We start from the raw sequence: 26,834 nt of genomic DNA, 5'->3' as shown, positions 1-26,834 counted from the left end.
ACTCACCAGTTTCTGCAATGATCATTGTTGGGTGCCCGATATGCCGCCTGTGACCGCTCATGCCGCCGCCTCGCCCCCCCGCCGTGCCCTGTTCTGGCTGGGCATGCTGCCGGCTGCGGGGCTCGCGCTGCTGCTGGCGGGCTGCGATGAGCCCAAGGCGGGCGCGACCCAGGCGCCGGCCGCGCCCGCGCCCGTCGCCGTCACGGTGGTGACGCTGGAGCGCAAGGAGATCCCCGTCAGTTCCATCCTGCCCGGGCGGACCGCGCCGCTGCGCGTGGCCGAGATCCGCCCCCAGGTGGGCGGCCTGCTGCGCGAGCGCCTCTTCACCGAGGGCGAGGCGGTGCAGGCAGGTCAGTCCCTCTTCCAGATCGACCCCGCGCCCTTCGAGGCGGCGGTGCGCCGCGCCGAGGCGAACATCATCCGCATGGAGGCCGCCGAGCGCGTGGCGCAGAGCACGGTGAACCGCCTGCGCACCCTCGCGCGCTCCCAGGTGGTGAGCGAGCAGAACCTGGAGAATGCCGAAACCACGCTGCGCCAGGCGCAGGCGGACCTCATCTCGCTGCGCGCCACGCTGGAGACGGCGCGCATCGACCTGGGCTATACCCGCGTGGCCTCGCCCATCGCGGGCCGCACGGGCCGTTCCACCGTGACCCCGGGCGCGCTGGTCACCGCGAACCAACCCACCGCGCTGGTCACGGTCGCGCAGCTCGACCCCATCCTGGTGGATTTGACGCAGCCCAGCGCGGCCCTGCTCCAGCAGCGGCGCGATGTGGAAAGCGGCGCTCTGCGCCGCCCCTCGGCCGACCGCGCCACGGCGCGGCTGATCCTGGAGGATGGAACGGAATACGGGCATCCGGGCGAGGTGCAGTTCGCCGAGGTCATCGTGGACCAGGGCACCGGCTCCGTCACCATGCGCGCGGTGTTTCCCAACCCGGACCAGCTGCTGCTGCCCGGCATGTTCGTCCGCGCCCGCGTCGAGGAGGGGGTGACGGACCGCGCGCTGCTGGTGCCCCAGCGCGCCGTGCTGCGCACCCCGCGCGGCGAGCCCATGGCCTTCGTGGTGAACGCCGAGGGCGTGGTGGAGAGCCGTGTGCTGCGCGCCAGCCGCGCCTTCGGCAATGACTGGATGGTGACGGCGGGCCTCAATCCGGGCGACCGCGTGGTGGTGGAGGGGTTGCAGCGCATCCGCGCCGGCACGCGCGTGCGCGCGACCGAGCGCGGCGCGGCCGCGAGCTAGGCCCGCGCCCATGGCCCGCTTCTTCATTGACCGCCCGGTCTTCGCCTGGGTCATCGCCATCGGCATCATGCTGGCGGGTGTGCTCGCCTTGCGCGGCATGGCCGTCTCGCAATATCCGGCCATCGCGCCGCCCACCATCGCGATCAACGTGACCTTCCCCGGCGCCTCGGCCGAGACGGTGCAGGCGACGGTGGTGCAGGTGATCGAGCAGCAGCTCACCGGCATCGACAACCTGCTCTTCTTCGACAGCCAGACGACGAAGGACGGCCAGGCGCGCATCCAGCTCACCTTCGCGCCCGGCACCAATGCCGATACGGCGCAGGTCCAGGTGCAGAACCGCGTGCAGCTCGCCGTCCCCCGCCTGCCGCAGACGGTGCAGCAGCAGGGCATCCGCGTCGTGAAGTCCGCCGGCAACTGGATGCTGATCGTGGGTTTCTACACCACCGATGGCAGCATGGAGCGCCTGGACATCACCGACTATCTGGCGGCGAATGTGCAGGACCCGATCAGCCGCACGCCCGGCGTGGGCGATTTCCAGGTCTTCGGCGCGCAATTCGCCATGCGGATCTGGCTCGATCCCGCGAAGCTCATCAATTTCGGCCTGACGCCCTCGGACGTCGCGGCCGCGGTGCGCGCGCAGAACGTCCAGGTCTCGAGCGGCGAGATGGGCGGCCTGCCCGCCGTGCCCGGGCAGCAGCTCAACGCCACCATCATCGGTCCCTCCTACCTGCAGACCACCGAGGATTTCGGCGCCATCCTGATGCGCGTGCGGCCCGATGGCTCCCAGGTGCGGCTGCGCGACGTGGCGCGGTTGGAAATCGGCGGGGAGAACTATGCCATCACCACGCAGCTCGATGGCCGCATCTCCAGCGGCATCGGCATTCGCCTCGCCAGCGGCGCCAATGCGCTGGACACGGCGGCGGCGGTGCGGGCCACGATCGAGCGCCTGCGTCCGAGCTTCCCACCCGGCCTCGAGGTGACCTATCTGCAGGACACGACGCCCTTCGTGCAGCGCTCCATCAAGAGCGTGATCATGACGCTGATCGAGGCGGTGGCCCTCGTCTTCCTCGTCATGCTGCTCTTCCTGCAGAACATCCGCGCGACGCTGATCCCGACCATGGCGATCCCGGTCGTGCTGCTGGGCACCTTCGCGGTGCTTTCGGCGCTGGGCTTCAGCATCAATACGCTCACGCTCTTCGGCATCGTGCTGGCCATCGGCCTCCTGGTGGATGACGCCATCGTGGTGGTGGAGAATGTCGAGCGCGTGATGGCGGAGGAGCACCTCTCGCCGCTCGAGGCCACGCGCAAATCCATGGACCAGATCACGGGCGCGCTGATCGGCATCGGCCTCGTGCTCTCGGCGGTGTTCCTGCCGATGGCCTTCTTCGGCGGCTCGGTCGGCGTGATCTACCGGCAGTTCTCGGTGACCATCGCCACCGCCATGGGGCTTTCCGTGCTGGTCGCGATCTTCTTCACGCCCGTGCTCTGCGCGACGATGCTGAAGCCGCACAAGCCGGGGCAGGGCACGCGCGGCTTCTACGGCTGGTTCAACCGAGGCTTCGACCGCACGACGAACGGCTATCTCTGGGGCGTGCGCGCCAGCCTGCGCCGGCCCGCGCGGATGCTGGTGGTCTATGTCGCCCTGCTGGGCGCGCTCGGCTATTCCTTCCTGCGCCTGCCCGGCGGCTTCCTGCCGAACGAGGACCAGGGCATCGCCTTCGTGCAGGTCACCGCCCCCCCGGGCGCCACCTCCGATCGCACGCAGCGCGCGCTGGACGATGTCGGCCGCTACCTGCGTGAGGAGGAGGCCGGCGTGGTGGACAGCCTCTTCGCCATCAACGGCTTCAGCTTCGGCGGGCGCGGGCAGGCCTCCGGCCTCGGCTTCATCACGCTGAAGGACTGGGATGAGCGGCGTGGCCCGCAGAACTCCGTCAGCGCGCTGACCGAGCGCATCAACCGCCGCTTCGCCACCTACCAGGATGCGCTGATCATCGCCTCCTCGCCGCCCGCGATCCGTGAGCTCGGCAATGCGACCGGCTTCTCCTTCCAGCTGCTGGATCGCGGCGCGCAGGGCCATGCGGCGCTGATGGAGGCGCGGGACCAGCTTCTGCGCCTGGCCCAGGCCAGCCCCGTCCTCTCCCGCGTGCGCGCCAATGGGCTGAATGACGAGGCGCAGTTCCGCCTCATCATCGACTGGGAACGCGCGAGCGCGCTTGGCCTCACCATCTCCGAGATCAACCAGACGCTCTCCACCGCCTGGGGTGCGACCTACGTCAACGACTTCATGGATCGCGGACGGATCAAGCGCGTCTTCATGCAGGGCCAGCCCGAGGCGCGCATGGTCCCCTCCGACCTCGACAAATGGTATGTCCGCAACGCGCAGGGGCAGATGGTGCCCTTCTCCGCCTTCGGACGCGCCGAATGGCAGTTCGGCTCGCCGCGCCTGGAGCGCTTCAACGGCATCCCCTCGCGCGAGATCCAGGGCGGGCCGGCCCCCGGCTACACCACCGGCCAGGCGATGGAGGAGATGGAGCGGCTGATGCAGCAATTGCCGCCCGGCTTCGCGCATGAATGGAGCGGCATCTCCTTCCAGGAGCGGCAATCCTCCGGCCAGGCGCCGGCGCTCTACGCGCTCTCGCTCCTCGTGGTCTTCCTTTGCCTCGCGGCCCTTTATGAGAGCTGGTCCATTCCCACGGCGGTGATGCTGGCCGTGCCGCTCGGCGTGCTCGGCGCCGTCGTCGCCTCGCTCATGAAGGGCATGGCGAATGACGTGTATTTCCAGGTGGGGCTCCTCGCCACCATCGGCCTCACGGCGAAGAATGCCATCCTCATCGTGGAATTCGCGCGCGAGGGCTTCGACCGCGGCCTCTCGCTGACCGAGGCCGCGACGGAAGCGGCGCGCCAGCGCCTGCGGCCGATCATCATGACCTCGCTCGCCTTCACGCTGGGCGTGGTCCCGCTGGCGATCGCGAGCGGCGCGGGCTCGGGCGCGCAGAACGCGATCGGCGTCGGCGTGATCGGCGGCGTGATCGCGGGCACGGTGCTGGCGGTGCTTTTCGTGCCGGTCTTCTTCGTGGTGGTGCTGCGCCTGTTCCGCGCGCGATCGGCGGCCGAAAAGAAGGCGGCGGCGGCGACCGGGAGCGCCCATTCCAAGACGGCGCCGGCGGAGTAGCCCGGTGAGCTCAGAGACGGCCGTCCCTCGCTGCCGGCCCGGCCCCAGCCCGATGCCCGAGGGCGCGCGGCGCGCCGCGCTGATGGAGGCGGCGGCCAGCGTCTTCATCCGCGACGGCTATGCCGCGGCCAGCATGGACCGCGTGGCGGCGGAGGCGGGGATGTCCAAGCGGACGCTCTATCGCCTTTTCCCCTCGAAGGCGGCGCTTTTCGAGGCGACGATCCATGATTCGCTCGCCCCCACGCCCTTCGACCCGGCGCATGCCCATGCGCCCGACCCGCGGACGGCATTGACCGGAATCCTTGAGGCTTCGGGCCGGCATCTCCTGGCCTGGCGCCGCACCGGCATCCTGCGCCTCGTCATCGCCGAGCAGGCGCGCACCCCCGAACTGGCGGAGACGGTGCATCGCGTGCTGGTCCGGCGTGGGGCCACGGCGCTGCAGCGGGTGATCGCGGCGGAGATGGAGCGTGGGCGGCTCAGGCCGGGGGACCCGGAGGCGACGGGACGCATGCTCTACGGCATGGCCTTCGGCTCGACGCAGATCCGCCTTCTGCTGGGCGTGCGGCAATTGCCGAGCGCCGAGGAGATCGTGGAATTGGCGCGCGACGCGGTGGAGGTCTTCCTGAACGGGGCGCGGGCGGAGACGGTCCGGCTGGACCGGCTCTCGGTCGCCGCCGGTTAGGCGAGGCCCAGCCGCGCGTCGCGCCGGCGCAGCAGCGCCACGATGGGCAGCGCCAGCAGCACCATCCAGGCCTTCCCGATCACCTGGCCCGCCAGATAGTCCAGGCTGCCGAAGGCGAGCCAGAGGAAGATCACGCTGTCCACCACCAGCCCCACGAGCGAGGAGACGGCGACGGCCAGCACCAGCCCGCGCTTCTGCAGCGGCGTGTAGACGCCGAGGTCCACCAGCTCGGAGAGCAGGAAGGCGACGGTGGAGGCGATGACCAGGGCGGGCGGGGCGATCCAGGCCGAGAGCACGGCGCCCACCGCGATGGCCGCCAGCGCCCAGTTCACGCCGAGGCGCCGCTGCACCAGGTCCCGCAGCACCAGCGCGAGGCCGATCATCAGCACGCCCGAGGGCGCCATGATTCCCGGCGCCACGGGGATCAGGCAGGGGCCATTCGGCACGCAGACCGTACCGGCATTGCCGATCAGCCAATTGGCGGCGGGGATGCAGAGGGCGAAGGCGAGGAGGAAGAGCAGGCCTTCAAGGCGGGTGCGGGTCATCATGCGCGCCCGCATAGGCCGCCCAGCCCCTGGCGCGCAAGTCACAAGCGGGGCATTGCCCGCAACCATGGCCCCAGGGGTGCAGCGTGGCGCGCTCGCCCTTGTAGCAGGAATGGCTCTCCACGCGGATCAGTTCGACGAGGGCGGGGCCGCCCAGGCGCTCGGCCAGGCGCCAGGTCGCGGCCTTGTCGCGCCACATCAGCGGCGTGTGGAGGACCAGGCGCGTCGCCATGCCGAGGTTGATCGCGGCCTGCAGCGCCTTGATCGTGTCGTCCCGGCAATCGGGGTAGCCCGAGTAATCCGTCTCGCACATGCCGGCCACGATGTGCTTGAGGCCACGCCGATAGGCGAGGGCCGCGGCGAAAGTCAGGAAGATCAGGTTGCGCCCGGGGACGAAGGTGTTGGGCAGCCCGTCCTCGCGCAGCGCGATCTCGGCCTCGCGCGTCAGGGCGGTTTCGCTGAGTGCGCCCAGCACGCCGAGGTCGAGCGTGTGGTCCGGGCCGAGGCGGGGCGAGGCCATGCCGGCGCGGAGCGCGTCCCGGCAGGTGAGCTCGACCGCGTGGCGCTGGCGGTAGTCGAAGCCGAGCGTCTCGACATGGGGGAAGCGGTCCAGCGCCCAGGCGAGGCAGGTGGCGGAATCCTGGCCGCCGGAAAACAGGACAAGCGCGCCGTCAGTCATGCGGTCAGTTGCTCCACAGCCCAGCTTGCGGCCTCGGCCACCACGGGGTCCGCATCCTCGCACAGGCGGCGCGCCACGGGCAGGAGGGCGGCATCGCCGCTGTTGCCGATGGCGATGAGCACGTTGCGGGTGAAGCGGTTGCGCCCGATGCGCTTGATGGGCGAGCCCGCGAAGCGGGCGCGGAAGGCGGCATCGTCCAGGGCTGCGAGTTCGGCCAAGGGCGGTGCCACCGCACCACGCGGGGCGAATTGCAGCTCGGCGGCGGCGCGGGCGAATTTGTTCCACGGGCAGACGGCCAGGCAATCGTCGCAGCCATAGATCCGGTTGCCCATGGCGCGGCGGAACTCGTGCGGGATGGGGCCGTGGTGCTCGATCGTCAGGTAGGAGATGCAGCGCCGCGCATCCAGCCGATAGGGGGCGGGGAAGGCGGCGGTGGGGCAGGCGTCGAGGCAGGCGCGGCAGGAGCCGCAATGGTCGGGTTCCGGCGCGTCGGGCTCGAGCGTGAGGGTCGTGTAGATCTCGCCCAGGAACAGCCAGGAGCCATGCGTGCGGCTGACCAGGTTCGTGTGCTTGCCCTGCCAGCCGAGGCCCGCCTGGGCGGCGAGCGGCTTTTCCATCACGGGCGCCGTGTCCACGAAGACCTTGAGCTCGCTGCCCTTGAAGTGGCGGACCATCCATTGCCCGAGGGCTTTCAGGCGCTTCTTCACCACATCGTGGTAGTCGCGCCCCTGGGCATAGGCGCTGATGGTGGCGCGATCGCGCTGTTCCAGGCTGGCGAGCGGGTCGTAATCCGGGCCGTAGTTCAGGCCAAGGGCGATGACGCTGACCGCCTCGGGCCAGAGGGCGCGGGGCTGGGCGCGTTCTTCGCGCCGCGTCTCCATCCAGGCCATGCCGCCATGGGCGCCGGATGCCACGAAGGCTTCGAGCCGGGCGCGGGCGGCTTCAGGCAGCAGGGCCTCGGTGAAGCGGACGGCGTCGAAGCCGAGGCGCAGGGCTTCGGCCCGTATGACCTCGGTGGCTTCGCCTCGCGGCCGATTCAGACCTCCGGGCCGCGCCCTGCGGTCATCGGGCGCGGTCACCCCTTGGGCAGGATGGCCGTCGCCTCGATCTCGACCTTGGCCTCCTCCTCCACCAGCGAGACCACCTGCACCAGCGTCATCGCCGGGAAGTGGCGGCCCATCACGGCGCGATAGGCGGGGCCGAGCTCGGCCAGGCTCGCGCGGTATTCCCCGATATCCGTCACATACCAGGTGAGGCGGGCGATGTGCTCGGGCTTGCCGCCGGCCTCGGCCAGCACGGTGACGATATTGGCCAGCGCCTGGCGCACCTGGGGCACGAAGCCCTCGGCGAAGCGGCCGGATGCGTCCCAGCCGATCTGGCCGCCGATGATGACGAGGCGGCCCTCGCCCATCAGGCCGTTCGCATAGCCACGGGGGGCGGGCCAGCCCTTGGGTTGCAGGTTGATCAGGCTCATGGGGCAAGGCTTTCGCAGGCGGCGGCGTAGCGCGCAAGGGCGGCGCGCAGATCCTCCGGGATCGGCTTGGGGCGGGCGGTGTCGAGATCCGTCGTCGCGTTCACGAAGCGGAAGCGGACCAGCTCCGTCTCGCCCTTGTGGGCGTGAAGGGTGGTGGCATAGGAGGCGCCGCCGATGCGGGTGATGAGCGGCGTGAAGACCACATGATCTCCCATGCGGCCGGGCGAGAACCAATCGGCCTCGGCATGGACGAAGCCGGTGCCGGTGCGGCGCTCGCCATGGATGTGGTGAAAGTCGAGCTTGAGCGTCAGCTCGAAGAAATCCTCGATGGCGGCATTGGCCAGGGTGAACCAGGCGCCGAAGAAGGCGATGCCGGCGGGGTCGCAATCGGAGAAGCGGATGCGGCCCGGGATGCGCGCGGCGGCAGGGGGGAGCGCGCTGGCGGCGATGGGGGTGGGGCGCATCAGCCCTGCCTCAGGGCGAAGCGTTGCAGCTTGCCCGTGCCGGTGCGTGGCAGGCTGTCCGTGAAGACGACGCGGCGGGGGTATTTATAGGGCGCGATGGTCGCCTTTACATGCTCCTGGAGAGCCAGGCGCATCGCGTCATCGGGCGCATGCCCCGGGTGCAGCACCACATGCGCCGTGACCAGCATGCCGCGCTCGGGATCGGGGGTGCCGACCACGCCACATTCGCGCACGGCCGGGTGGGTGAGGAGGGCGGTCTCCACCTCCGGGCCCGCGATGTTGTAGCCGGAGGAGACGATCATGTCGTCGCTGCGGGCCTGGTACCAGAAGTACCCGTCCTCATCCTGGATGTAGGTGTCGCCGGTGACGTTCCAGCCATCCTGCACGTATTTCCGCTGCCGCGGATCGGCGAGGTAGCGGCAGCCGGTGGGGCCGCGGACAGCGAGCCGCCCGGGCGTGCCGCGCGGCACCTCGCGCCCCGCGTCGTCGATCACACGGGCTTCATAGCCGGGGACGACGAGGCCGGTGCTGCCGGGGCGGATCTTCTCCTCGGGCGCGCCGATGAAGATGTGCAGCATCTCGGTCGCGCCGATGCCGTCCATGAGCCTGAGGCCCGTCTTCTCCTGCCAGAGGTCGAAGATGGGCTTGGGCAAAGCCTCGCCGGCCGAGACGCATTTGCGCAAGCAGCCGATATCCTGGCCTTCCACCTGTGCGGCCATGGCGCGATAGGCGGTCGGCGCCGTGAAGCAGATGGTGGCGCGGTGGGCCACGATGGCGCGCAGAAGGTCCTCGGGGCCGGCGCGTTCCAGCAGGATGGCGGTGGCACCCACGCGGAAGGGAAAGAGGACGAGGCCGCCCAGCCCAAAGGTGAAGGCGAGCGGGGGCGAGCCGATGAAGCGATCGGTCGGTTCGGGCTTCAGCACCTGGGCGGAATAGGCGTCGCAGATGGCCAGCATGTCCCGGTGGAAATGCATGGTGCCCTTGGGCTCGCCCGTGGTGCCGGAGGTGAAGCCGATGAGGCAGGTCTCATCCGCCCTGCTGTCATGGGCGGTGAAGGCGTCGCTCGCGGCGGCGCAGCGGGCTTCCAGCGCGCCATCGCCCCAGGTGACGATGTGGCGCAGATCAGGGGCATCGGCGCGTTGCAGCTCATCCAGCAGGCGCGCATCGCAGAGCGCATGGGTGATGCGCGCCTTGCGGGCGATCTCGCCGATTTCCTTCGCACGCAGCAGCGGCATGGTGGCGACGACGATGCCGCCCGCCTTGAGCACCGCGAAATAGGCCGCGACCATCCAGGCGTTGTTGGCGGAGCGCAGCAGCACGCGGTTGCCGGGGATGAGGCCCAGTTCGCCCACCAGCACATTCGCGATGCGGTTCACGCGGGCCGCGAGTTCGGCATAGGTCAGCGTTTCGGCGGGGGTGACGATCGCCGGGTGGCAGGCGCGTGTTGCAAGGTTGCGGTCCAGCAGTTCCACCGCGCAGTTCAGCCGCTCGGGATAGGGGAGGAGGCGCAATTCCGGCCATTCGGATCGGGGTGGGAGGTTCTCCGCGGCGAAGTGGTCCATCACATCCTCTCCCGCTCGGCGCGGGCGATGATCACGCGCTGGATCTCGGAGGCGCCCTCATAGACGCGCAGCGCGCGCACCTCGCGCGTCAGCCGTTCCGGCGCGGAGTCGGTGACGACGCCGAGGCCGCCATGCAGCTGCGCGCAGGCATCGGCGATGCGCCCGGCCGCTTCCGTCGCGTGCAGCTTGGCCATGCTGGCCTCGCGCGAGACGCGCGGCGTTCCCTGGTCCTTGAGCCAAGCGGCGCGGTAGGTGAGCAAGGCGGCGGCTTCCACATCCAGCGCGGCGTCGGCGATGGCGGCCTGGGTCATCTGCTGATCGAAAAGCGGCGCGCCGAAGAGCTTTCGCCCTGTGGCGCGCGCCAGCAGCAGGTCGAGGCCGCGGCGCGCGAAGCCGAGCGCGGCCGCGCCCACGGTGGCGCGGAACACGTCCAGCGTCGCCATGGCGATCTTGAAGCCATCCCCCGGCGCGCCGATGCGATGCGCGTCGGGCACGCGCACGCCCTCGAAGCGCAGGCGCGCGAGCGGATGCGGGGCGGAGACCTGGATGCGCTCGGCCGTCACGAGGCCCGGCGCATCGCCCGGCACCCAGAAGGCGGTGAGGCCGCGGGCCCCCGGCGCCTCGCCGGTGCGGGCGAAGACGACATGGCTGCCGGCGATGCCGCCATTGCTGATCCAGGTCTTTTCGCCCTCGATCCGCCAATGCGCGTTGCCGTCGCGCGTCGCCGTCGTGGCCAGCGCGGCCACGTCGCTGCCGGCCTCGGGCTCCGAGAGGGCGAAGGCGGCGAGCGCCTTGCCGGCGCGCACGCCCGGCAGGACCGCGCGCTTCAGCTCCTCGCTGCCGAAGAGGGTGACAGGCCCGGTGCCCAGCCCCTGCATGGCGAAGGCGAAATCCGCGAGGCCCGAATACCGCGCCAGGATCTCGCGCGCGATGCACAGGCTGCGCACATCCAGCGCGCCGGCTTCCGGCACGGCCATGCGCAGCAGGCCCGCTTCACCCAGCGCGCGGGCGAGGGCGCGCGTGCTGCCATCGGCATCGTGGTGGTCGGTGAGGCGATCGGCATGCGCGGCGGCCCAGGCCTCGACCTCGGCCGCGAAGTCGCGGTGGCGCGCTTCGAAGAAGGGCCAGTCGAGGAAGCTCTTATCCGCCATCAGTCGCCCTGGAATACGGGGGTCTGCTTGGCGGCAAAGGCCTCATAGGCGCGGCGGAAATCCTGGGTGGTCATGCAGAGCGCCTGGGCCACCGCCTCGGCCTCGATGGCCTGCTCCACGCCCATGGCCCATTCCATGGCGAGCATGCGCTTCGTCATCCCGTGGGCGAAGCCGGGCCCGGCGGCGATTTCGGCGGCGAGCGCGGCGGCATCCTCGGCCAGGTGCTCGGTGAGGCGGTTGAAGAAGCCCCAGCGCTCGCCCTCCTCGGCACGCATGGCACGCCCGGTGAAGAGCAATTCGCTGGCGCGCCCCTGGCCGATGATGCGCGGCAGGATGGCGCAGGCCCCCATGTCGCAGCCGGCGAGCCCCACGCGGTTGAACAGGAAGGCGACGCGGGCGCGCGCGGTGGCAAGGCGGATGTCGCTCGCCATCGCGATGATGGCGCCGGCACCGGCCGCCACGCCATCCACGGCGGCGATGATGGGCTGCGGGCAGGCGCGCATGGCCTTCACCAGCTCGCCCGTCATCGCGGTGAAGCGCATCAGCCCCTTGGTGTCGCGTTCCAGCAGCGGCCCGATGATCTCATGCACATCGCCGCCCGAGCAGAAATTGCCGCCGGCGCCGGTGACGATGAAGGCCTTGGCCGCGTCGTCCTCGGCCCCGGCACGGAAGATGCGGACCAATTCCGCATAACTTTCGAAGGTCAGCGGGTTCTTCCGCTCCGGCCGGTTGAGCGTGAGGGTGATGACGCCGCCCGCCTCGCTCAGCTGCAGATGTTCCGGCACGTAGCGGGCGAGGGGGGTCATGGCGTATCGAGGCTCTCGCGGATGGAGGATTTGGCGCGGCCGAGCAGGCGGTGCAGCTGCCCGCGCTCGGCTTCTGTAAGTTGGCCCAGCAATTCGGCGATCCAGGCCTCATGCGCGCGGGATTGGCGGGCGAATTCGCGCGCCCCCTTGGCGGTGAGGCGCAGCCGGAAGGCCCGGCGATCCTCGCTATCCAGGCGGCGCTCGATCAGGCCCTCGGCCTCCAAGCGCGTGGCGAGGCCGGTGACATTGCCGTTGCTCACCATCATCCGGCGCGAGACATCGCCGAGCGTCAGCCCCTCGCCATTGCGATCGAGGGCGGCCAGCAGGTCGAAGCGGGGGAGGGTGGTGGAGAATTCCTCGCGCAGGCGGCGGCGGATCTCGGTCTCGATCAGCGTGGCGCAGGTGAGAAGGCGCAGCCAGAGGCGCAGCGAATCCTTGGTGCCGGGCGGCGCATGGGCGAGCTGCGTCTCGGCATCCATCAGACCTCACCCCCGCTGACGGGCAGCGCCGCACCATGGATTCCCGACGCGGCTGGCGTGCAGAGGAAGACGGCCAGCGCCGCGATTTCCTCGGGTTGCAGCAGGCGTCCTTGCGGATTGTGCTTCGCGAGTTCCGCGCGGGCCGCTGCCTCGTCCATGCCGGTCTTCTGTTGGATCACGGCCAGGCTCCCGGCCAGCAGCGGCGTCTCGGTGAAGCCGGGGCAGATGGCGTTCACCGTGACGCCCTTGGCGGCCACCTCGAGCGCCAGCGCCCGGGTGAAGCCCAGCAGCGCATGCTTGGCCGCCACATAGGGCGCGACATAGGCATAGCCCTTGAGCGCGGCCGTGGAGGCGATGTTGATGATGCGCCCGTGGCGCGTTGACAGCATGGCCGGCAGCACGGCGCGGGAGAGTGCCACGGCCGACATCACATTCGTCTCGAAGGCCGCGCGGAAATCGGCATCGCCGGTCTTGAGGAAGGGCGCGCTGACGGCCGCCCCTGCCGCATTCACCAGGATGGTGACGCGGGGCAGGGCGGGCGGCGCCGTCGCATCGGCCGGCAGCGCCGCATCGGCCGCACCCTCGGCCAGCGCGGCCTGCAGCGGCGCGGCGCGGCGCCCCAGGATCGTCACATGCGCACCGGCGGCCTTGAGCGCGCGGGCGCAGGCGAGCCCGATGCCCGTGCCGCCGCCGCTCACCAGGGCGAATTCTCCCGCCAGCTCCTGCATGCTTTAAGCTTAAAGCATTGCGGGGCGCCTGCCTTCAAGCCTAATTTGCGCCCGCAGCCTGATGGAGAGCTTCATGCGCATCGCGGTGATCGGCGGCGGCCCCGCCGGCCTCTACTTCGCCATCCTGATGAAGCGCGACCGGCCCGAGGCCGAGATCACCGTGGTGGAGCGCAACCAGGCGGATGACACCTTCGGCTTCGGCGTCGTCTTCTCGGATGCCACGCTCGACACCTTCCGTGACGCGGATGAGCCCTCCTACCGCGCCATCGCCCGGAACTTCGCCTATTGGGATGACATCGCGATCATCGCGCGCGGCCATGAGCATCGGGTGGGCGGCAATGGCTTCTGTGGCTGCTCTCGCCGCACGCTGCTGACGCTGTTGCAGGCCCGCGCGCGGGAACTCGGCGTGACGCTGGAGTTCCGCCGCGAGGCGCGGCCCGAGGACTTCCCCGATGCGGACCTGATCATCGCGGCCGATGGCGTGAACAGCGCCATCCGCAACCGCTTCGTGGACCACTTCCAGCCCGAGGTGGATCTCCGCCCCAACCGCTTCGCCTGGATGGGCAGCACCCGGCCGCTCGATGCCTTCAGCTTCTTCTTCGAGGAGCGGCCTGAGGGCATCTTCATCGCCCATGCCTACCAGTATGAAGCGGGTGCGAGCACCTGGGTGCTGGAGACCGACCCCGAGACCTTCGCCCGCGCCGGCCTCGACCAGATGAACGAGGCCGAGAGCGCCGCCTATCTGGAGGGCGTCTTCGCCGAGGCGTTGCAGGGCCATCAGCTCATCACCAATCGCAGCATGTGGCGCCAGTTTCCGATGATCCGCTGCGCGCGCTGGACGCGCGACAACATCGTCCTGCTGGGCGATGCCAAGGCGAGCGCCCATTTCTCCATCGGCTCGGGCACCAAGCTCGCCATGGAGGATGCCATCGCGCTGCATGCGGCCTTCATGGCGGGCGGCGATGTCGCCACCTGCCTCCATCGCTTCGAGACGGGGCGGCGCGAGGAGGTGGAGAAGATCCAGCACGCGGCGGATGTCTCGCTCGTCTGGTTCGAGCATGTGAAGCGCTTCTGGAACTTCCATCCCGCGCGCTTCGCCTTCGGTGTGATGACGCGCAGCAAGGCCATCACCTGGGACAACCTGCTGCTGCGCGCGCCGGAATTCGTGGAGGAGGTGCAGGGCGTGGTGGCGGCCGAGACGCCGGGCGGGGATGCGCGCAACCCGCCCATGTTCCAGCCCCTTCAGCTGCGCGGCATGCGGCTTCCCAACCGCGTCGTGGTCTCGCCCATGTGCATGTACTCGGCCGAGGACGGCGTGCCGAATGATTTCCATGTGATCCATTACGGCGCGCGCGCCATGGGCGGCGCGGGGCTGATCTTCACCGAGATGACATGCCCCGCGCGGGACGCCCGCATCACGCCGGGCTGCGCCGGGCTCTGGAATGACGCGCAGCAGGCGGCCTGGACGCGGATCGTGGGCAATGCCCATGCGGCCGGGGCCAGGATGTGCCTCCAGCTCGGCCATGCCGGCCGGAAGGGGGCGACCAAGCTCATGTGGGACGGCATGGACCAGCCGCTGGCCGAGGGCGCCTGGCCCATCCTCTCGGCCAGCGCCATCCCCTATCTCCCGCACAGCCAGACCCCGCGCGCCATGGACCGCGCGGACATGGACCAGGTGAAGGCGGATCTCCTCGCCGCCACCGAGCGCGCCATCGCCTGCGGCTTCGACATGCTGGAGCTGCACTGCGCCCATGGCTACCTGTTGGCGAGCTTCCTTTCGCCGCTGACCAATCACCGCAGCGATGAATATGGCGGCAGAGTGGAGAACCGCCTGCGCTATCCGCTCGAGGTCTTCACCGCCATGCGCGCCCTCTGGCCGGCGGATCGGCCCATGTCCGTCCGCGTCTCGGCCACCGACTGGGCGGAGGGCGGCATCACGGACGAGGACATGCTGGTCATCGCCCGGGCCTTCCGCGATGCCGGCTGCGACCTGCTAGATGTCTCCACCGGCCAGACCGTGGCGGATGCCGCGCCCGTCTATGGCCGCATGTTCCAGCTCCCCTGGGCCGACATGCTGCGCAATGAGGCCGGAATCGCCGTGATGTGCGTGGGCTCCATCACCACGGCGGACCAGGTGAACACCATCATCGCGGCCGGGCGCGCGGACCTCGTGGCGCTGGCCCGCCCGCATCTCACCGACCCCTCCTTCACGCTGCACGCCGCGGCGGAATATGGTGTGCGGGGGGTGAACACCCCCGTGCAATATGGCTGGGGCAAGGACGCGCTGTTCCGCAACGCGAAGCGCGCGAGGGAGGATCTGATGGAACTGCGTCGCAAGGCGAAACCCGCGAGCCACGCACCGCGATGACCGCGCCCATCCTCATCGCCGGTGGCGGCATCGGCGGGCTGACGCTGGCCCTCTCGCTGCATGAGCGCGGCATTCCCTGCCTGGTGCTGGAGGCGGCGGCCGAGGTGAAGCAGCTCGGCGTCGGCATCAACACGTTGCCCAATGCGATCCGCGAGCTGACGGCGCTCGGCCTGCTGGAGGAGCTGGACGAGGTCGCGATCCGCACGCGCGAACTGCGCTACCTGGACCGCTTCGGCAACCGCATCTGGACCGAGCCGCGCGGGCTGAATGCGGGGCATGACGCGCCGCAGCTCTCCATCCATCGCGGCCGCATGCATGGGGTGCTCTGGCGCGCGGCGCTGAAGCGGCTGGGCGGCGATGCGGTGCGGACGGGCATGCGCCTCACCGGTTTCACGCAGGATGCGAAGGCCGTCACCGCGCGCTTCGCCGATGGTACGGAAATCCAGGGCAGCGCGCTGATCGGTGCGGATGGCATCCATTCCATGCTGCGCGCGGCGCTGCACCCGAATGATCCCGGCATCCGCTGGAACGGCATCCAGATGTGGCGCGGCGCCATCGAATGGCCCTGCTATGAGACGGGCGACGTGATGTTCGTGGCCGGCGACATGAAGGAGAAGCTGGTCTTCTACCCGATCGGCGGCGGCTCGACGCCACAGACGCGCCTCACCAACTGGGTGGTCTGCGCGCAGATCGGCGACCCGACGCGCCCGCCGCCCCGCCGCGAGGATTGGGCGCGGCCGGGCCAGCTCGCCGAGGTGCTGCCGCATGTGCAGCGCTTCTGTGTCCCCGGCCTCGATGTGGAGGCCATGGTGCGCGCGACGTCGGAATTCTGGGAGTATCCGATGTGCGACCGCGACCCGCTGCCCTTCTGGACGCAAGGCCGTGTCACGCTGCTGGGTGATGCGGCGCATGCCATGTACCCCACCGGCTCCAGCGGCGCCTCGCAGGCTATCATTGACGCCCGCCTTCTGGCGCGGCTGCTGGATGAACTGCCGGTCGAGGCGGCGCTCACGGCCTATGAGGCTGAGCGCCTGCCGGCGACGCGCGAGATCGCGCTCTCCAACCGCCGCGGCGGGCCGGAGCGCGTGGTGGATGTGGTGAGCGAGCGCGCGCCGGATGGTTTCACCGACCTCAACGCGGTGATCGCGCATGAGGAACTCGCCGCCATCGCGCGCGGCTATGCGAAACTGGCGGGGATGGTGCGGTGAGGATCGAGATCACGCGCGAGGGCGATATCCGCCGCGTCACCATCGCCAATGACGCGAAGCTCAACACGCTGAACTCGGAGCTTCTGCTGCAACTGGCCGCGGCCTTCGAGGTGGAGAGCGACATCCGCGCCGTGGTGCTGGCGGGCGAGGGGCCGCGCGCCTTCATCGGCGGCGCGGATATTCGGGAAATGGGCGCCATCGAAACCCCCGATCAGGGCCGTGCCTTCATCGAGCGCGTGCATGGCGCCTGTGCCGCCATCCGCGCCTGCCGCGTGCCGGTCATCGCGCGCATCCAGGGCTGGTGCCTCGGCGCGGGGCTTGAGATCGCCGCCGCCTGTGACCTGCGCATCGCGGCCGATGTCGCCAAGTTCGGCATGCCCGAGGTGCGCGTCGGCATCCCCTCGGTGGTGGAGGCCGCGCTGCTCCCCGGCCTGATCGGCTGGGGCCGCACGCGCCGCCTGCTCCTGCTGGCCGAGACGCTGGATGCGGCAACGATGGAGTCCTGGGGTTTCCTGGAGCGCGTCGTCCCCATGGAATCGCTCGACCCGGCGGTCGAGGAATGGATCGCGCTGCTGCGCGAGGCGGGGCCGGTCGCCATCGCCAACCAGAAGGCGCTGATCCGCGCCTGGGAGGACCTGCCGCTGAGCCAGGCCATCGCGGCCGGCATCCCGGCCTTCGCGAAGTCCTGGGAGACGGATGAGCCGCGCGCGATGATGGGGCATTTCCTCAACCGCAAGCGGTGAGCGTGAGCGGGGCCTTGCGCCCCGCGCAAATATTCACGCGTGGCGGGAAACCCTCGTCCATCTGCGGTGTTCAGGGAGCAGGGGCAGCGCTGTCGCGCTGCGGCCCCGGCGCGCAAACAGGCCCATCGCCCGTCGATGGGAACCCCCTTGCGCGCCTCGGCACCCGTTCACGCCCCACGAGGTATGTCCATGACCCTTCGCACCCTGCTGCAGGCCGCCCCCGCCCGCGCCAATGAGCTCTTCGCCAAGCTTGCCGAGACCTCCGACGGCGCGGTGAAGACCCGCGAGCGCCTCTTCGCCGAGCTCAAGTCCGAGCTGGAGCAGCATGCCCGGCTGGAGGAGGAGCACCTCTTTCCCGTGCTGAGCCGCAACCCCGAGACGCGCGAACTGGCCACCGAGGCCAAGCGTGAGAACAAGGAGCTGCGCGCGAATCTCGCCGAGCTGGATGCCATGCCGAAGGGCGATGCGGGCTTCGCCGAGCGGCTCGCGGCCCTGCAGAAGGCCTTCAGCCAGCATGCGCGCGACGAGCGCAAGGAATTGCTGCCGGCCGTGCGCCGCGCGCTGAGCGACGAGGAGATGCAGGGCGTCACGCAGCGCATGGAAGCCGGCATCGCCGAGGCCGAGCAGTCCCGCCAGGACGAGGCCGAGGAGCGCCGCATGCGCGCCCGCCAGGAGCGCGAGCAGGCCGAGCGCGAAGCGCGCGAGGCGGAGGAGCGCGATCAGGCGGTGGCCGAGGCGGCGCGCAGCCGTGCGGAGGGAGAGCGGCGCCTGCGCGAGCAGGCCAGCCAGCTGGCCGAGACCGCGCTGCGCCCCATGGCGGCGACGGCGCGTGCGATGGATGACGCGGTGCGCCAGGCCAGCGGCGGGCGCCGCGCGGAGATGCCGGCCATGGCGCTGACCCGCATGTTCATGTGGCCCTGGATGTCCGCGCTCGAGGCCGCCACGGCCCCCGCGCGCCACGGGGAGGCTGGGCCGGAGGAGGTGATCCAGCTGGGCGAGGAGGTGCTGGATGTCGGCAAGCGGACGGAGAATCGCGGCACCGCGCGCATCCGCCGCTACATCGTCGAGAACCCCGTCGAGCGCGAGGTCACGCTGCGCAGCGAGCGTGTTGTGGTCGAACGCCGCCGCCCGGTGCAGGACCAGGTGACGGGCGAGATCCTGACCGAGCTGACCCTCGAGGTGATGGAGACGGAGGAGGTGCCGGTGATCGAGAAGCGCCAGCGCCTGCGCGAGGAGATCATCGTCCGCACCGAGCGCTCGGAGCGGACGGAGATGGTGCGCGACACGCTGCGGCGCGACGAGGTGGAGATCGAGCAGCCCAAGGGGCGGCGCAAGGCGCGCTGACGCGAAGGGGTAACCGGCGGGGCGGGGCCGGCGAAAGCCAGGGAGGCCGGCATCCCGCCGGCCGGAGGCCACGCGCCATGCCCGAATCCCGCCTCGCCCTCGCGCTGCGCGTGCTGCGTCTCACGCTCGGCATCTTCTTCCTGCAATGGGGGATCGAGAAATTCGTCGTGCCGGCGACGACGCTGGCGATCTTCCGCAACTTCTACGGGATCGACTTCGGCAGCTGGGCCCCGCCCCTGCTGGGCACGGCCCAGGTGCTGATCGCGATCGCCCTGCTGCTGCATGGTGTGACGGTGATCGTCTCCGTCCCGCGAATCCTCTCTCCGTGGAACCCGGTGAGCAACCACTTCTTCATCGCGGGCGTGTCGATCCTGGCCGCCTTCTTCGCGCTCTACCTTCTGCGCGACTGGGACCGGTATCGCGTTGGCCGCGTGACCCGCGCGGCATGACTCCGTGCGCCATCCGCGCAGAATCCTCGTGCGCTACCCGCGCAGAATCTTCGTGCGCTACCCGCGCAACGCCTTGATCTGCGCCGGATAGCTGGAGGGGTCCGTCCGGACGTCGATGAGGCGCGGGCCGGGCGTGGCCAACGCCTCGGCCAGGGCGGCGTCCAGCCCTGCCGCATCCGCCGCGTGCCAGGCGCGTCCGCCCAGGCCGCGCATCACGGTGGCGAAATCCGCCATGGGCCAGTCCAGCGCGCCATCGGGCAGGTCGCGCTTGTCCTTCTTGATGTCGATCAGCGAGAGCGTCGCGTCATTGAACACGACCACGGTCAGGTTCACGCCCATGGCGGCCGCGGTGGCGAGTTCACCGATCGCCATGAGCAGCCCGCCATCGCCGGTGAAGGCCACGGCGCCGCGAACAGGGTCATGCCAGGCGGCGGCGATGGCCGCGGGAAGCGCATAGCCCATGGTGGCGAGGCCGTTGGAGATCAGCAGGTCGCCCGGCCGCTCCGCCTGCCAGAAGGTGGTGGCGGGGAACATGTGGGCGCCCGCATCCACGCTCACGCGCGGATCGGCGCCGAGGCGCCGGCAGGCATCCTGCGTCACGCGCACGATGTCGGACGGCGCCATGCCGCGATTGCCGCCGGGCGCGTTCTCCAGCGCGGCGAGCCAGGCGGCGCGCAGGGCCGCCACGCGGCCCTCGGGCCAGGGGCGGCGCGGGGCGTCCTCGGCGAGGGCCGCCGCCGCCACCTCCCAGGCGCCGATCAGCGCCAGTTCCGGCTTGCGGTATTCCATCTCGCGCGCGCAGCAGGCGAGGTCGAGGATGGGCGCCGCGTAGCGCCAGGGCTGGCCGATGAACTCCACCGGATCGGCGCCGGCGAGGATGATGAGGTCGGCCTCGCGCAGCAGGGGCGCCTCCGCCTCGCCGCCGGTGAAGACGCCGCCGAAGAGCGGGTGCGCATCCGGCAGCACGCCCTTGGCCTTGTAGGTGACGAGGGCGGGGCAGCCCAGCGCCTCCACCAGGCGGCGGGTCGCGGCGGCGCGGGCGGGCTCGGTCGCCTCCAGGCCGATGATGATCGCGGGGCGCTGGGCCGCCTCCAGCAGGCGCCGCGCCTCGGCGATCGCGCCGGGGGAGGGGGCCTCCAGCACGGGCGGGGTGAAGGGCGCGGCGGGGGCGGCGGGCGCGCGGGCGGCGTCGCCGGCCAACTCCAGATAGCCAGGGCCGCGCGGGGCCCCGAGCGCCGCTTCCAGCACGCGCGGCGCCTCGGCTGCGCCCACGCCGCGGGCGCGCGTGACCGGCGCCATCATTGCCGCCTGGTCGAAGAGCTGATGGGTGACGTAGCGGCTCTCCCGCGCGGCGAAGCCATCGGCCACCAGGATCACCGGCGCGCGCTCGAGCGCGGCATTGGCCATGCCATTGGCCGCATTGGAGACGCCGGGGCCGCGCGTGGTGAGCAGGCCCACCGGCTTGTGCGTGAGCTCGGCCAGCGCCGAGGCCATGATGCCCGCCCCGTTCTCGGTGCGCGCCAGAACGAAGGCGATGCCGCGCGCCTTGGCGGCGGCGATCAGGTCGAGGCTGGAGCCGCCGCCCGGCACACCGAAGATGGCGGGCATGCCGGCATCGGCGAAGCTCGCCAGCATGGCTTCGGCGCCGGTGGTGAGGTGCGGCTGGTCGTTCATCGGATTCTCCCTGGGCGGGCGCAGCATAGGCGCTGCGCCGCCCGCGCCAAGCTGCCTGAGACTTGGGCAGATCGGGGGGGCAATGCCGCGCCGCGGGCCGCGCATTCCACGCTGGGCTGGCTTGTGCGGGGCGCCGGGCTGCGGCAAAGCTCATGCAATTTGCCAGGAATTGTTTTCATGACGAGCCAAGCCTTCGACGAGATGGGGAAGGGTGCCTCCCTCCACCCCGCCTATGCCGCCATCGCCGATTGGCTCCGCGAGACGCCGGCCGCCGACCTCGCCGCCAAGCGGGCCGAGGCGGAGGTGCTGTTCCGCCGCGTCGGGATCACCTTCGCCGTCTATGGCGAGGGCGGCGATCCGGAGCGGCTGATCCCCTTCGACATCATCCCGCGCATCCTGGCGCGCGCGGAGTGGCAGACGCTTTCGGCCGGCCTCACCCAGCGCGTGCGCGCGCTCAATGCCTTCCTGGCCGACATCTACGGCCAGCAGGAGATCATCCGTGCCGGCCGCATCCCGGCGCACCTGATCCAGGGCAATGAGCAGTTCCGGCCGGAGATGCAGGGCTTCCTGCCGCCCGGTGGCATCTACACCCATATCGCGGGCATCGACCTGGTGCGCACGGGGCCCGACCAGTTCTACGTGCTGGAGGACAATGCGCGCACGCCCTCGGGCGTCTCCTACATGCTGGAGAACCGGGAGGCGATGCTGCGCCTCTTCCCGCGCCTGATGGCACGGCACCGCATCGCCCCCGTGAACCGCTACCCCGAGGATCTGCTGGCGACGCTGAAAGCTGCCGCGCCCGAGCGCGCGGGGCCGGACCCCACCGTCGTGATCCTGACGCCGGGTTCCTTCAACAGCGCCTATTACGAGCATTGCTTCCTGGCCGACGAGATGGGCGTGGAGGTGCTGGAAGGCCCGGACCTCTTCGTCCAGGACGACATCGTCTACATGCGGACCACGGCGGGTGCGAAGCGCGTGGACGTGATCTATCGCCGGATTGACGACGACTACCTGGACCCCAAGGCCTTCCGCCCCGACAGCATGCTGGGCGTCCCCGGGCTGATCGCGGCCTATCGCGCGGGCAATGTCGCGCTGTGCAACGCGCCGGGCTGCGGCATCGCCGACGACAAGGCGATCTACCCCTATGTGCCGGCCATGATCCGCTTCTACCTGGGCGAGGAGCCGCGGCTGGCCAATGTGCCCACGCTGCTCTGCGAGCGCGAGGAGGACCGCAAGGAGGTGCTGGCGAACATCGACAAGCTGGTGGTGAAGCTGGCCCAGGGCTCGGGCGGCTACGGCATGCTGATCGGCCCCCACGCGACGAAGGCCGAGCGCGAGGAATTCGCGGCCCGCATCCGCGCGCGGCCGCAGGACTACATCGCGCAGCCGACGCTGGCGCTTTCCACCGTGCCGACGCTGGTCGAGCAGGGCATCGCGCCCCGCCATGTGGACCTGCGCCCCTTCGTCCTCAGCACCAAGGATGCGGTACGGATCGTGCCGGGGGGCCTGACCCGCGTGGCGCTGCGCGAGGGCTCGCTCGTGGTCAATTCCAGCCAGGGCGGCGGCACCAAGGACACCTGGGTCCTGGAGGCCGACCCGGTCGTCTCCCAATCGCAATCGCAGTCCGTGGGGAGCGTCGCCGGATGCTGAGCCGCACCGCCGACAGCCTCTTCTGGCTCGGACGCTACACCGAGCGCGCGGCCAATGTCGCGCGCGGGCTTTCCGTCGCCTCGCGCATGGCGGGGCTGACCGCGGAACTCAACCACGAGGGCGACGAATGGCGCGCCCTTCTCGTCGCCGCCGGCTGCGAGCCCGGCTTCTTCGAGAAGCACCAGGAGGTGACGGAGGAGGCGGTGATCGACTTCCTCGTGCGCGACCCGGACAATCCCTCGGGCATCATCCCCTGCTTCGCGGCCGCCCGGCACAATGCGCGCACGGTGCGCACCGCGCTCACCGTGGACATGTGGAGCGCCATGTCCGACAGCTGGAACCATCTGCGGCGGATCGGCCCCGCGGATTTCCAGGGAGAGAAGCTGCCGGGCTTCCTCGAATGGGTGCGCGAGCGCGTGCTGCTCTTCAACGGCGCCGCCATGGACACGATGATGCGCGGCGAGGCCTGGCTCTTCGTCCAGCTCGGCACCGCGCTGGAGCGCGCCGACAACACCGCCCGCCTGCTGGACGTGAAGCATGAGGTGCTGGAGAGCGCGACCGAGACCACGGTGGCGCACGGGCAATGGCACGCGGTGCTGCAGTCCTTCTCGGCGCTGCGGGCCTATCACTGGGTGTTCCGCGATCGCATCACGCCCGCGCGCATCGCGGAGCTGCTGATCCTCAGGCCCGAGCTGCCGCGCAGCCTGATCGCCTGCTACAACCGCGTCTGCGAGGTGCTGGACCTCATCGCCGCGCAGCAGGAGGGCCGCCGCGGCGAGCCGCACCGGCTCGCGGAGGAGCTTCGCGCGCAGCTTCGCACCGGCCGCATCGAGGACATCATGGAGGCGGGGCTGCACGAGTACCTCACCGCCATGATCATCAACACGGCGGAACTCGGCGACGCGGTCCAGGCCTTCTACATCCGCGCCTGATCGGGCATCCTCCCCGCCCGGAACGGAGGGCGGGGAAGATGACCTATTGCGTGGGGCTGTGCGTGGATGAGGGCCTGGTCATGCTCTCGGACACGCGAACCAATGCGGGCCTCGACAACATCTCGACCTTCTCGAAGATGTTCGCGGTGGAACAGCCGGGCGAGCGGGCGCTCGTGCTGATGACCGCGGGCAACCTCGCCATCACCCAGGCGGTGGTGAACCACCTCCAGGCCGGCGTCTGGCACAACGGGCTGCAGCAGCGCCTGACCGATGTGCCGGACATGGTGAGCGCGGCCCAGCTCGTGGGTGCGGCGGTGCGCCTGGTGCAGCAGCAGGATGGCGCGGCGCTGGGCGCGCAGGGCCTCGGCTTCGATTGCAGCCTGCTGCTGGGCGGGCAGATCACGGGCGGGCCGCCGCGGCTCTTCCTCATCTACTCGGCCGGCAACTTCATCGAGGCGACGGAGGACACGCCCTTCCTGCAGATCGGCGAGCACAAATACGGCAAGCCCATCCTCGACCGCGTGCTGACGCCGCAGACCTCGCTCGTCATGGGTGTGGCACTCACGCTGATCAGCATGGACAGCACGCTGCGCTCCAACCTCTCGGTGGGGATGCCGCTCGACATGGCGGTGATCCGCACGGGCGAATGCGCCATCGCTTCGCGCCGGCGCTTCACCGAGGACGATCCGTATTACCAGACCATCCGCAATGGCTGGTCCCAGGCGCTGCGGGAGGCTTATCTGGCGCTGCCTCGGCCGGAGTTCATTCCCTGAGATCCGCCGCCCGGGCTTACGCCCGGCTCAGGTCCTGCCCCGCCAGCGGGAGCTGGCGGATGCGCTTGCCGGTCGCCGCGAAGATCGCGTTGCAGACGGCGGGTGCGAGCGGCGGCACGCCGGGTTCGCCCACGCCGCCAAGCGGCTGGCCGCTGCGGATGATGTGCGTCTCCACCACCGGCGCCTCGCTGATGCGGGCGATGCGGTAGCTGTCGAAATTCCGCTGCTCCGCCCGGCCCTGCTTCAGCGTCACCGCCTCATGCTTCATGGCGGAGAGCGCCCAGACCACGCTGCCCTGCATCTGCGCCGCCACCGTGTCGGGGTTGATCACATCGCCGCAATCATAGGCGACGGTCACCTTGTGGACGGTGAGTTCGCCGCGGGTGATGGAAATTTCGGCCACCTCGGCGCAGAGGCTGCCATAGGCCTCCATATAGGCGATGCCGCGATGGCGCCCAGGCGGCAGCGGCGTGCCCCAGCCGCCCTTCTCGGCGGCGAGGTTCAGCACGGCGAGCGCACGCGCGTCATGCGCCAGCAATTCGCGGCGCAGCGTGAGCGGGTCCTTGTTCGCGGCGGCCGCGACCTCATCCAGGAAGCTCTCGACGAAGAAGCCGTATTGCGAGGAGCCGACCGAGCGCCAGAGCCAGACCTTGGGCGGCAGGTCCACGCGCGCATATTCGGCGCGGAAGGCCTGGCCGAAGCGGTAGCGCGTGTCGGTGACACTCTGCAGCGCGAAGGGGTCCACGAAATTGGGGTTGCGGAAAAGCCAGGGGCGATAGTCATACATCACTGAGCCGCCGGCGCCGCGGATGTTGAAGCCGGTGACGCGGCCTGCGGCATCCAGCGCCGCCTCCATCTTCGCGGCGAAGGCGGGGCGGTAGTACCCTTGGGCGAATTCGTCGCCGCGCGACCAGATGAGCTGCACCGGCCGGCCCAGCGCGCGCGCCGCATGGGCCGCCTGGGCCACGACCTCCACATGCAGGCGCCGGCCGAAGCCACCGCCGGCATAGGTGGTGTGCATGGTCACGTTCGCGGGCGGGATGTTCAGCGCGGCCGCCACGTCGCGCACGCACCAATCCTGGTGCTGGGTGGGGGCCCAGACTTCCGCGCGATCGCCGCCTTGTCCGCCCGGCGCCGCCGGGACGATGCGGACCGTGGCGTTCTCCGTCTCCATCGGCGCATGCGCGAGGTAGGGGACTTCGTAGGTCGCGCTCACCACGCGGCTGGCTGCGGCGCGCACCGCCTCCCAGTCGCCGTCATTGCGCGGGCGCTGCGCCTGGGGCTGGTCGAGGGCGGCGCGGAGGCGCGCGGAGACGCCGGCGGAATCGAGATCGTCATGCGGCGTCGCCTTCCAGCGCACCACCAGCGCCTCGGCGCCGCGCATCGCGGCCCAGGTGGTGGTGGCGGCGACGGCGAGGCCGCGCGGAATCGGCACCACCTGCACCACGCCGGGGATGGCGAGCGCGGGGGCGGCGTCGAAGCTCTCCAGTTCCGCGCCGAAGACCTCGGGCAGGCGCGCCACGGCGAAGAGCATGCCGGGCAGGCGCACATCCACGCCATAGGTCGCGGCCCCGCGCGTCTTGGCCGGGATGTCGGCGCGCGGCGCGCTGCTGCCGCTGATGCGGCGCTCGGCGGCCGGCTTCATCGCGGGCATTTCCGGCAGCGGCAGGCGCGCGGCGGCCTCGGCCAATTCGCCGAAGGTCAGCGCGCGGTTGCTCGCGGCGTGCACCACGCGGCCCTCGGCCACGGTCAGGCTTTCCGCCGGGACACCCAGGCGCTCGGCGGCGGCCTGCACCAGCACGGTGCGCGCGGCGGCGGCGCCCCGGCGCAGGCGCGGCGCCCATTGCCGGATGCCGAAGGAGGCGCCGGTATACATCTCGTTCACGCCAGCGAGGCGCAGCGCGGGCTCGGGCTGGCCGACGGTGACGGTGACCGACTCCAGCGCGCAGCCGAGTTCATCGGCCACGATTTGCGCATGGGCCGTGTGCGTGCCCTGGCCGAGTTCGCTCGTGGTGGTGAAGAGGGTCACGCGGCCATCGGTGCCAATGCGAAGGAAGCCGCTCAGCGTGCCGTTGGCGCCGCTGCCGGTGATGGTCGGCGGCGGGGGCGCGGCCGGCGCCTGGGCCATGGCGGCCTCCGCCATGAGGGGGACGAGAAGGGCGGATTGCAGCAGGGCGCGGCGGTCGAGCATGGCCATCACCCTTGCGCCGCCTGGTGCACCGCGGCGCGGATGCGCTGGTAGGTGCCGCAGCGGCAGATATGGCCCTCCAGTGCCTCATCGATCTGCGCGTCGGTCGGGCGCGGGGTTTCGCGAAGCAGGGCGGCGGCCGCCATGATCTGGCCGGACTGGCAATAGCCGCATTGCGGCACCTGCTGCGCGATCCAGGCGAGCTGCACGGGGTGGCGGCCATCGGGGTGCAGGCCCTCGATGGTGGTGACGCGCTTGCCCGCGGCATCGGCCAGCGTGGTCTGGCAGGCGCGGGCTGGCTGGCCGTCCAGATGCACGGTGCAGGCGCCGCATTGCGCGATGCCGCAGCCATATTTCGTGCCGGTCAGGTTCAGGATGTCGCGCAGCGCCCAGAGGAGCGGCATGTCCGGCGCGGCATCGAGGCGGCGCGCCTGCCCATTGATGGTCAGCTCGATCATCACGTTCTCCCTGGATGGCGAATTGATTGCCTTGGTGAAATCTATGACGGCGACGGCGTGCCGCTGCA

Annotated in this window: 24 protein-coding genes; 11 read left to right on the top strand and 13 right to left on the bottom strand. The window is 70.6% G+C overall.

The features are described from left to right. Positions 1-49: 49 nt before the first annotated feature. Genes ACQ860_RS04770 through ACQ860_RS04760 form a run of 3 tightly spaced genes read left to right on the top strand, consistent with a single transcriptional unit; the run spans position 50 to position 5,091 of the window. Positions 50-1,237 (top strand): efflux RND transporter periplasmic adaptor subunit, encoded by a 1,188-nt coding sequence (locus ACQ860_RS04770; RefSeq protein ID WP_431302266.1) that lies wholly within the window; start codon positions 50-52, stop codon positions 1,235-1,237. Between the two features lie 10 nt (positions 1,238-1,247). Next, complete coding sequence (locus ACQ860_RS04765; RefSeq protein WP_431302265.1) at positions 1,248-4,409, top strand: efflux RND transporter permease subunit; 3,162 nt, start codon at positions 1,248-1,250, stop codon at positions 4,407-4,409. Between the two features lie 4 nt (positions 4,410-4,413). Further along, positions 4,414-5,091 carry a TetR/AcrR family transcriptional regulator gene (locus tag ACQ860_RS04760; protein ID WP_431302264.1) on the top strand — a complete coding sequence of 226 codons (678 nt, stop codon included), beginning with the start codon at positions 4,414-4,416 and terminating at the stop codon, positions 5,089-5,091. On the opposite strand, the gene ACQ860_RS04755 is transcribed toward ACQ860_RS04760, so the two are convergent. Genes ACQ860_RS04755 through ACQ860_RS04710 form a run of 10 tightly spaced genes read right to left on the bottom strand, consistent with a single transcriptional unit; the run spans position 5,088 to position 12,979 of the window. Further along, positions 5,088-5,636 (bottom strand): VUT family protein, encoded by a 549-nt coding sequence (locus ACQ860_RS04755; RefSeq protein WP_431302263.1) that lies wholly within the window; start codon positions 5,634-5,636, stop codon positions 5,088-5,090. The two genes, ACQ860_RS04760 and ACQ860_RS04755, sit on opposite strands and share 4 nt — an antisense overlap. Further along, positions 5,617-6,315, bottom strand: coding sequence for a 7-cyano-7-deazaguanine synthase QueC (gene queC, locus ACQ860_RS04750; protein ID WP_431302262.1), 699 nt, complete (start codon positions 6,313-6,315; stop codon positions 5,617-5,619). The genes ACQ860_RS04755 and queC overlap by 20 nt, the downstream gene beginning before the upstream one ends. Further along, positions 6,312-7,394, bottom strand: coding sequence for a tRNA epoxyqueuosine(34) reductase QueG (gene queG, locus ACQ860_RS04745; RefSeq protein ID WP_431302261.1), 1,083 nt, complete (start codon positions 7,392-7,394; stop codon positions 6,312-6,314). Before queG ends, queC begins: the two co-directional genes overlap by 4 nt. Beyond that, positions 7,391-7,789, bottom strand: coding sequence for a RidA family protein (locus ACQ860_RS04740; RefSeq protein ID WP_431302260.1), 399 nt, complete (start codon positions 7,787-7,789; stop codon positions 7,391-7,393). The genes queG and ACQ860_RS04740 overlap by 4 nt, the downstream gene beginning before the upstream one ends. Continuing rightward, a complete protein-coding gene (locus ACQ860_RS04735; protein WP_431302259.1) occupies positions 7,786-8,253 on the bottom strand; it encodes an acyl-CoA thioesterase in 468 nt (155 codons plus the stop codon). The genes ACQ860_RS04740 and ACQ860_RS04735 overlap by 4 nt, the downstream gene beginning before the upstream one ends. Beyond that, entirely contained in the window at positions 8,253-9,815 is a 1,563-nt protein-coding gene (locus ACQ860_RS04730; protein ID WP_431302258.1) for an AMP-binding protein, read from the bottom strand. Before ACQ860_RS04730 ends, ACQ860_RS04735 begins: the two co-directional genes overlap by 1 nt. Further along, positions 9,815-10,966 (bottom strand): acyl-CoA dehydrogenase family protein, encoded by a 1,152-nt coding sequence (locus ACQ860_RS04725; protein ID WP_431302257.1) that lies wholly within the window; start codon positions 10,964-10,966, stop codon positions 9,815-9,817. The genes ACQ860_RS04730 and ACQ860_RS04725 overlap by 1 nt, the downstream gene beginning before the upstream one ends. Continuing rightward, entirely contained in the window at positions 10,966-11,772 is an 807-nt protein-coding gene (locus tag ACQ860_RS04720) for an enoyl-CoA hydratase family protein (protein ID WP_431302256.1), read from the bottom strand. Before ACQ860_RS04720 ends, ACQ860_RS04725 begins: the two co-directional genes overlap by 1 nt. After that, positions 11,769-12,251: a MarR family winged helix-turn-helix transcriptional regulator gene (locus ACQ860_RS04715; RefSeq protein WP_431302255.1), complete on the bottom strand. Its 483-nt coding sequence runs from the start codon at positions 12,249-12,251 to the stop codon at positions 11,769-11,771. The genes ACQ860_RS04720 and ACQ860_RS04715 overlap by 4 nt, the downstream gene beginning before the upstream one ends. After that, positions 12,251-12,979 carry an SDR family NAD(P)-dependent oxidoreductase gene (locus ACQ860_RS04710; RefSeq protein ID WP_431302254.1) on the bottom strand — a complete coding sequence of 243 codons (729 nt, stop codon included), beginning with the start codon at positions 12,977-12,979 and terminating at the stop codon, positions 12,251-12,253. Before ACQ860_RS04710 ends, ACQ860_RS04715 begins: the two co-directional genes overlap by 1 nt. Positions 12,980-13,052: 73 nt before the next feature. On the opposite strand from ACQ860_RS04710, the gene ACQ860_RS04705 reads away from it, so the two are divergent. From ACQ860_RS04705 to ACQ860_RS04685, 5 genes are all read left to right on the top strand, one after another. After that, complete coding sequence (locus ACQ860_RS04705) at positions 13,053-15,347, top strand: bifunctional salicylyl-CoA 5-hydroxylase/oxidoreductase (protein ID WP_431302253.1); 2,295 nt, start codon at positions 13,053-13,055, stop codon at positions 15,345-15,347. Beyond that, positions 15,344-16,555: a flavin-dependent oxidoreductase gene (locus ACQ860_RS04700; RefSeq protein WP_431302252.1), complete on the top strand. Its 1,212-nt coding sequence runs from the start codon at positions 15,344-15,346 to the stop codon at positions 16,553-16,555. Before ACQ860_RS04705 ends, ACQ860_RS04700 begins: the two co-directional genes overlap by 4 nt. Beyond that, the gene (locus ACQ860_RS04695; RefSeq protein WP_431302251.1) at positions 16,552-17,298 is read left to right on the top strand and encodes an enoyl-CoA hydratase; all 747 of its coding nucleotides are present in this window, start codon (positions 16,552-16,554) and stop codon (positions 17,296-17,298) included. The genes ACQ860_RS04700 and ACQ860_RS04695 overlap by 4 nt, the downstream gene beginning before the upstream one ends. 189 nt (positions 17,299-17,487) lie before the next feature. Then, complete coding sequence (locus ACQ860_RS04690; RefSeq protein ID WP_431302250.1) at positions 17,488-18,642, top strand: DUF2382 domain-containing protein; 1,155 nt, start codon at positions 17,488-17,490, stop codon at positions 18,640-18,642. Positions 18,643-18,719: 77 nt separating this feature from the next. Further along, on the top strand, positions 18,720-19,091 hold the full coding sequence (locus ACQ860_RS04685; protein WP_431302249.1) for a hypothetical protein: 372 nt from the start codon (positions 18,720-18,722) through the stop codon (positions 19,089-19,091). A gap of 57 nt (positions 19,092-19,148) precedes the next feature. Here the strand turns inward: ACQ860_RS04685 and ACQ860_RS04680 are convergent, their stop codons facing one another. Next, the gene (locus ACQ860_RS04680) at positions 19,149-20,765 is read right to left on the bottom strand and encodes a thiamine pyrophosphate-dependent enzyme (RefSeq protein WP_431302248.1); all 1,617 of its coding nucleotides are present in this window, start codon (positions 20,763-20,765) and stop codon (positions 19,149-19,151) included. A 177-nt stretch (positions 20,766-20,942) separates the two neighbouring features. On the opposite strand from ACQ860_RS04680, the gene ACQ860_RS04675 reads away from it, so the two are divergent. Genes ACQ860_RS04675 through ACQ860_RS04665 form a run of 3 tightly spaced genes read left to right on the top strand, consistent with a single transcriptional unit; the run spans position 20,943 to position 24,120 of the window. Then, positions 20,943-22,415 (top strand): circularly permuted type 2 ATP-grasp protein, encoded by a 1,473-nt coding sequence (locus ACQ860_RS04675; RefSeq protein WP_431302247.1) that lies wholly within the window; start codon positions 20,943-20,945, stop codon positions 22,413-22,415. After that, on the top strand, positions 22,409-23,347 hold the full coding sequence (locus ACQ860_RS04670; RefSeq protein WP_431302246.1) for an alpha-E domain-containing protein: 939 nt from the start codon (positions 22,409-22,411) through the stop codon (positions 23,345-23,347). Before ACQ860_RS04675 ends, ACQ860_RS04670 begins: the two co-directional genes overlap by 7 nt. Before the next feature lie 38 nt (positions 23,348-23,385). Then, complete coding sequence (locus ACQ860_RS04665) at positions 23,386-24,120, top strand: peptidase (RefSeq protein WP_431302245.1); 735 nt, start codon at positions 23,386-23,388, stop codon at positions 24,118-24,120. A gap of 16 nt (positions 24,121-24,136) precedes the next feature. Here the strand turns inward: ACQ860_RS04665 and ACQ860_RS04660 are convergent, their stop codons facing one another. Both ACQ860_RS04660 and ACQ860_RS04655 read right to left on the bottom strand, forming a co-directional pair. Beyond that, positions 24,137-26,311: a molybdopterin cofactor-binding domain-containing protein gene (locus tag ACQ860_RS04660; protein ID WP_431302244.1), complete on the bottom strand. Its 2,175-nt coding sequence runs from the start codon at positions 26,309-26,311 to the stop codon at positions 24,137-24,139. A 5-nt stretch (positions 26,312-26,316) separates the two neighbouring features. After that, the gene (locus ACQ860_RS04655; RefSeq protein ID WP_431302243.1) at positions 26,317-26,766 is read right to left on the bottom strand and encodes a (2Fe-2S)-binding protein; all 450 of its coding nucleotides are present in this window, start codon (positions 26,764-26,766) and stop codon (positions 26,317-26,319) included. Positions 26,767-26,834: the final 68 nt, after the last annotated feature.

It is taken from the genome of Sediminicoccus sp. BL-A-41-H5 (genome assembly GCF_050632405.1).
Classification (GTDB): domain Bacteria; phylum Pseudomonadota; class Alphaproteobacteria; order Acetobacterales; family Acetobacteraceae; genus Roseococcus.
Note: the sequence above shows the minus strand (reverse complement) of the source record. Positions and strands in the feature narration are given on the sequence as shown.

Bases quoted from the DNA above. Each gene is read 5' to 3' on its own strand.
- ACQ860_RS04755 (WP_431302263.1), bottom strand. From the start codon at position 5,636: ATGACCCGCACCCGCCTTGAAGGCCTGCTCTTCCTCCTCGCCTTCGCC.
- ACQ860_RS04665 (WP_431302245.1), top strand. From the start codon at position 23,386: ATGACCTATTGCGTGGGGCTGTGCGTGGATGAGGGCCTGGTCATGCTC.
- ACQ860_RS04680 (WP_431302248.1), bottom strand. From the start codon at position 20,765: ATGAACGACCAGCCGCACCTCACCACCGGCGCCGAAGCCATGCTGGCG.
- ACQ860_RS04700 (WP_431302252.1), top strand. From the start codon at position 15,344: ATGACCGCGCCCATCCTCATCGCCGGTGGCGGCATCGGCGGGCTGACG.
- queC (WP_431302262.1), bottom strand. From the start codon at position 6,315: ATGACTGACGGCGCGCTTGTCCTGTTTTCCGGCGGCCAGGATTCCGCC.
- ACQ860_RS04725 (WP_431302257.1), bottom strand. From the start codon at position 10,966: ATGGCGGATAAGAGCTTCCTCGACTGGCCCTTCTTCGAAGCGCGCCAC.
- ACQ860_RS04740 (WP_431302260.1), bottom strand. From the start codon at position 7,789: ATGAGCCTGATCAACCTGCAACCCAAGGGCTGGCCCGCCCCCCGTGGC.
- ACQ860_RS04765 (WP_431302265.1), top strand. From the start codon at position 1,248: ATGGCCCGCTTCTTCATTGACCGCCCGGTCTTCGCCTGGGTCATCGCC.
- ACQ860_RS04660 (WP_431302244.1), bottom strand. From the start codon at position 26,311: ATGCTCGACCGCCGCGCCCTGCTGCAATCCGCCCTTCTCGTCCCCCTC.
- ACQ860_RS04735 (WP_431302259.1), bottom strand. From the start codon at position 8,253: ATGCGCCCCACCCCCATCGCCGCCAGCGCGCTCCCCCCTGCCGCCGCG.
- ACQ860_RS04655 (WP_431302243.1), bottom strand. From the start codon at position 26,766: ATGATCGAGCTGACCATCAATGGGCAGGCGCGCCGCCTCGATGCCGCG.
- ACQ860_RS04705 (WP_431302253.1), top strand. From the start codon at position 13,053: ATGCGCATCGCGGTGATCGGCGGCGGCCCCGCCGGCCTCTACTTCGCC.
- ACQ860_RS04675 (WP_431302247.1), top strand. From the start codon at position 20,943: ATGACGAGCCAAGCCTTCGACGAGATGGGGAAGGGTGCCTCCCTCCAC.
- ACQ860_RS04730 (WP_431302258.1), bottom strand. From the start codon at position 9,815: ATGGACCACTTCGCCGCGGAGAACCTCCCACCCCGATCCGAATGGCCG.
- ACQ860_RS04670 (WP_431302246.1), top strand. From the start codon at position 22,409: ATGCTGAGCCGCACCGCCGACAGCCTCTTCTGGCTCGGACGCTACACC.
- ACQ860_RS04685 (WP_431302249.1), top strand. From the start codon at position 18,720: ATGCCCGAATCCCGCCTCGCCCTCGCGCTGCGCGTGCTGCGTCTCACG.
- ACQ860_RS04690 (WP_431302250.1), top strand. From the start codon at position 17,488: ATGACCCTTCGCACCCTGCTGCAGGCCGCCCCCGCCCGCGCCAATGAG.
- ACQ860_RS04710 (WP_431302254.1), bottom strand. From the start codon at position 12,979: ATGCAGGAGCTGGCGGGAGAATTCGCCCTGGTGAGCGGCGGCGGCACG.
- ACQ860_RS04720 (WP_431302256.1), bottom strand. From the start codon at position 11,772: ATGACCCCCCTCGCCCGCTACGTGCCGGAACATCTGCAGCTGAGCGAG.
- ACQ860_RS04715 (WP_431302255.1), bottom strand. From the start codon at position 12,251: ATGGATGCCGAGACGCAGCTCGCCCATGCGCCGCCCGGCACCAAGGAT.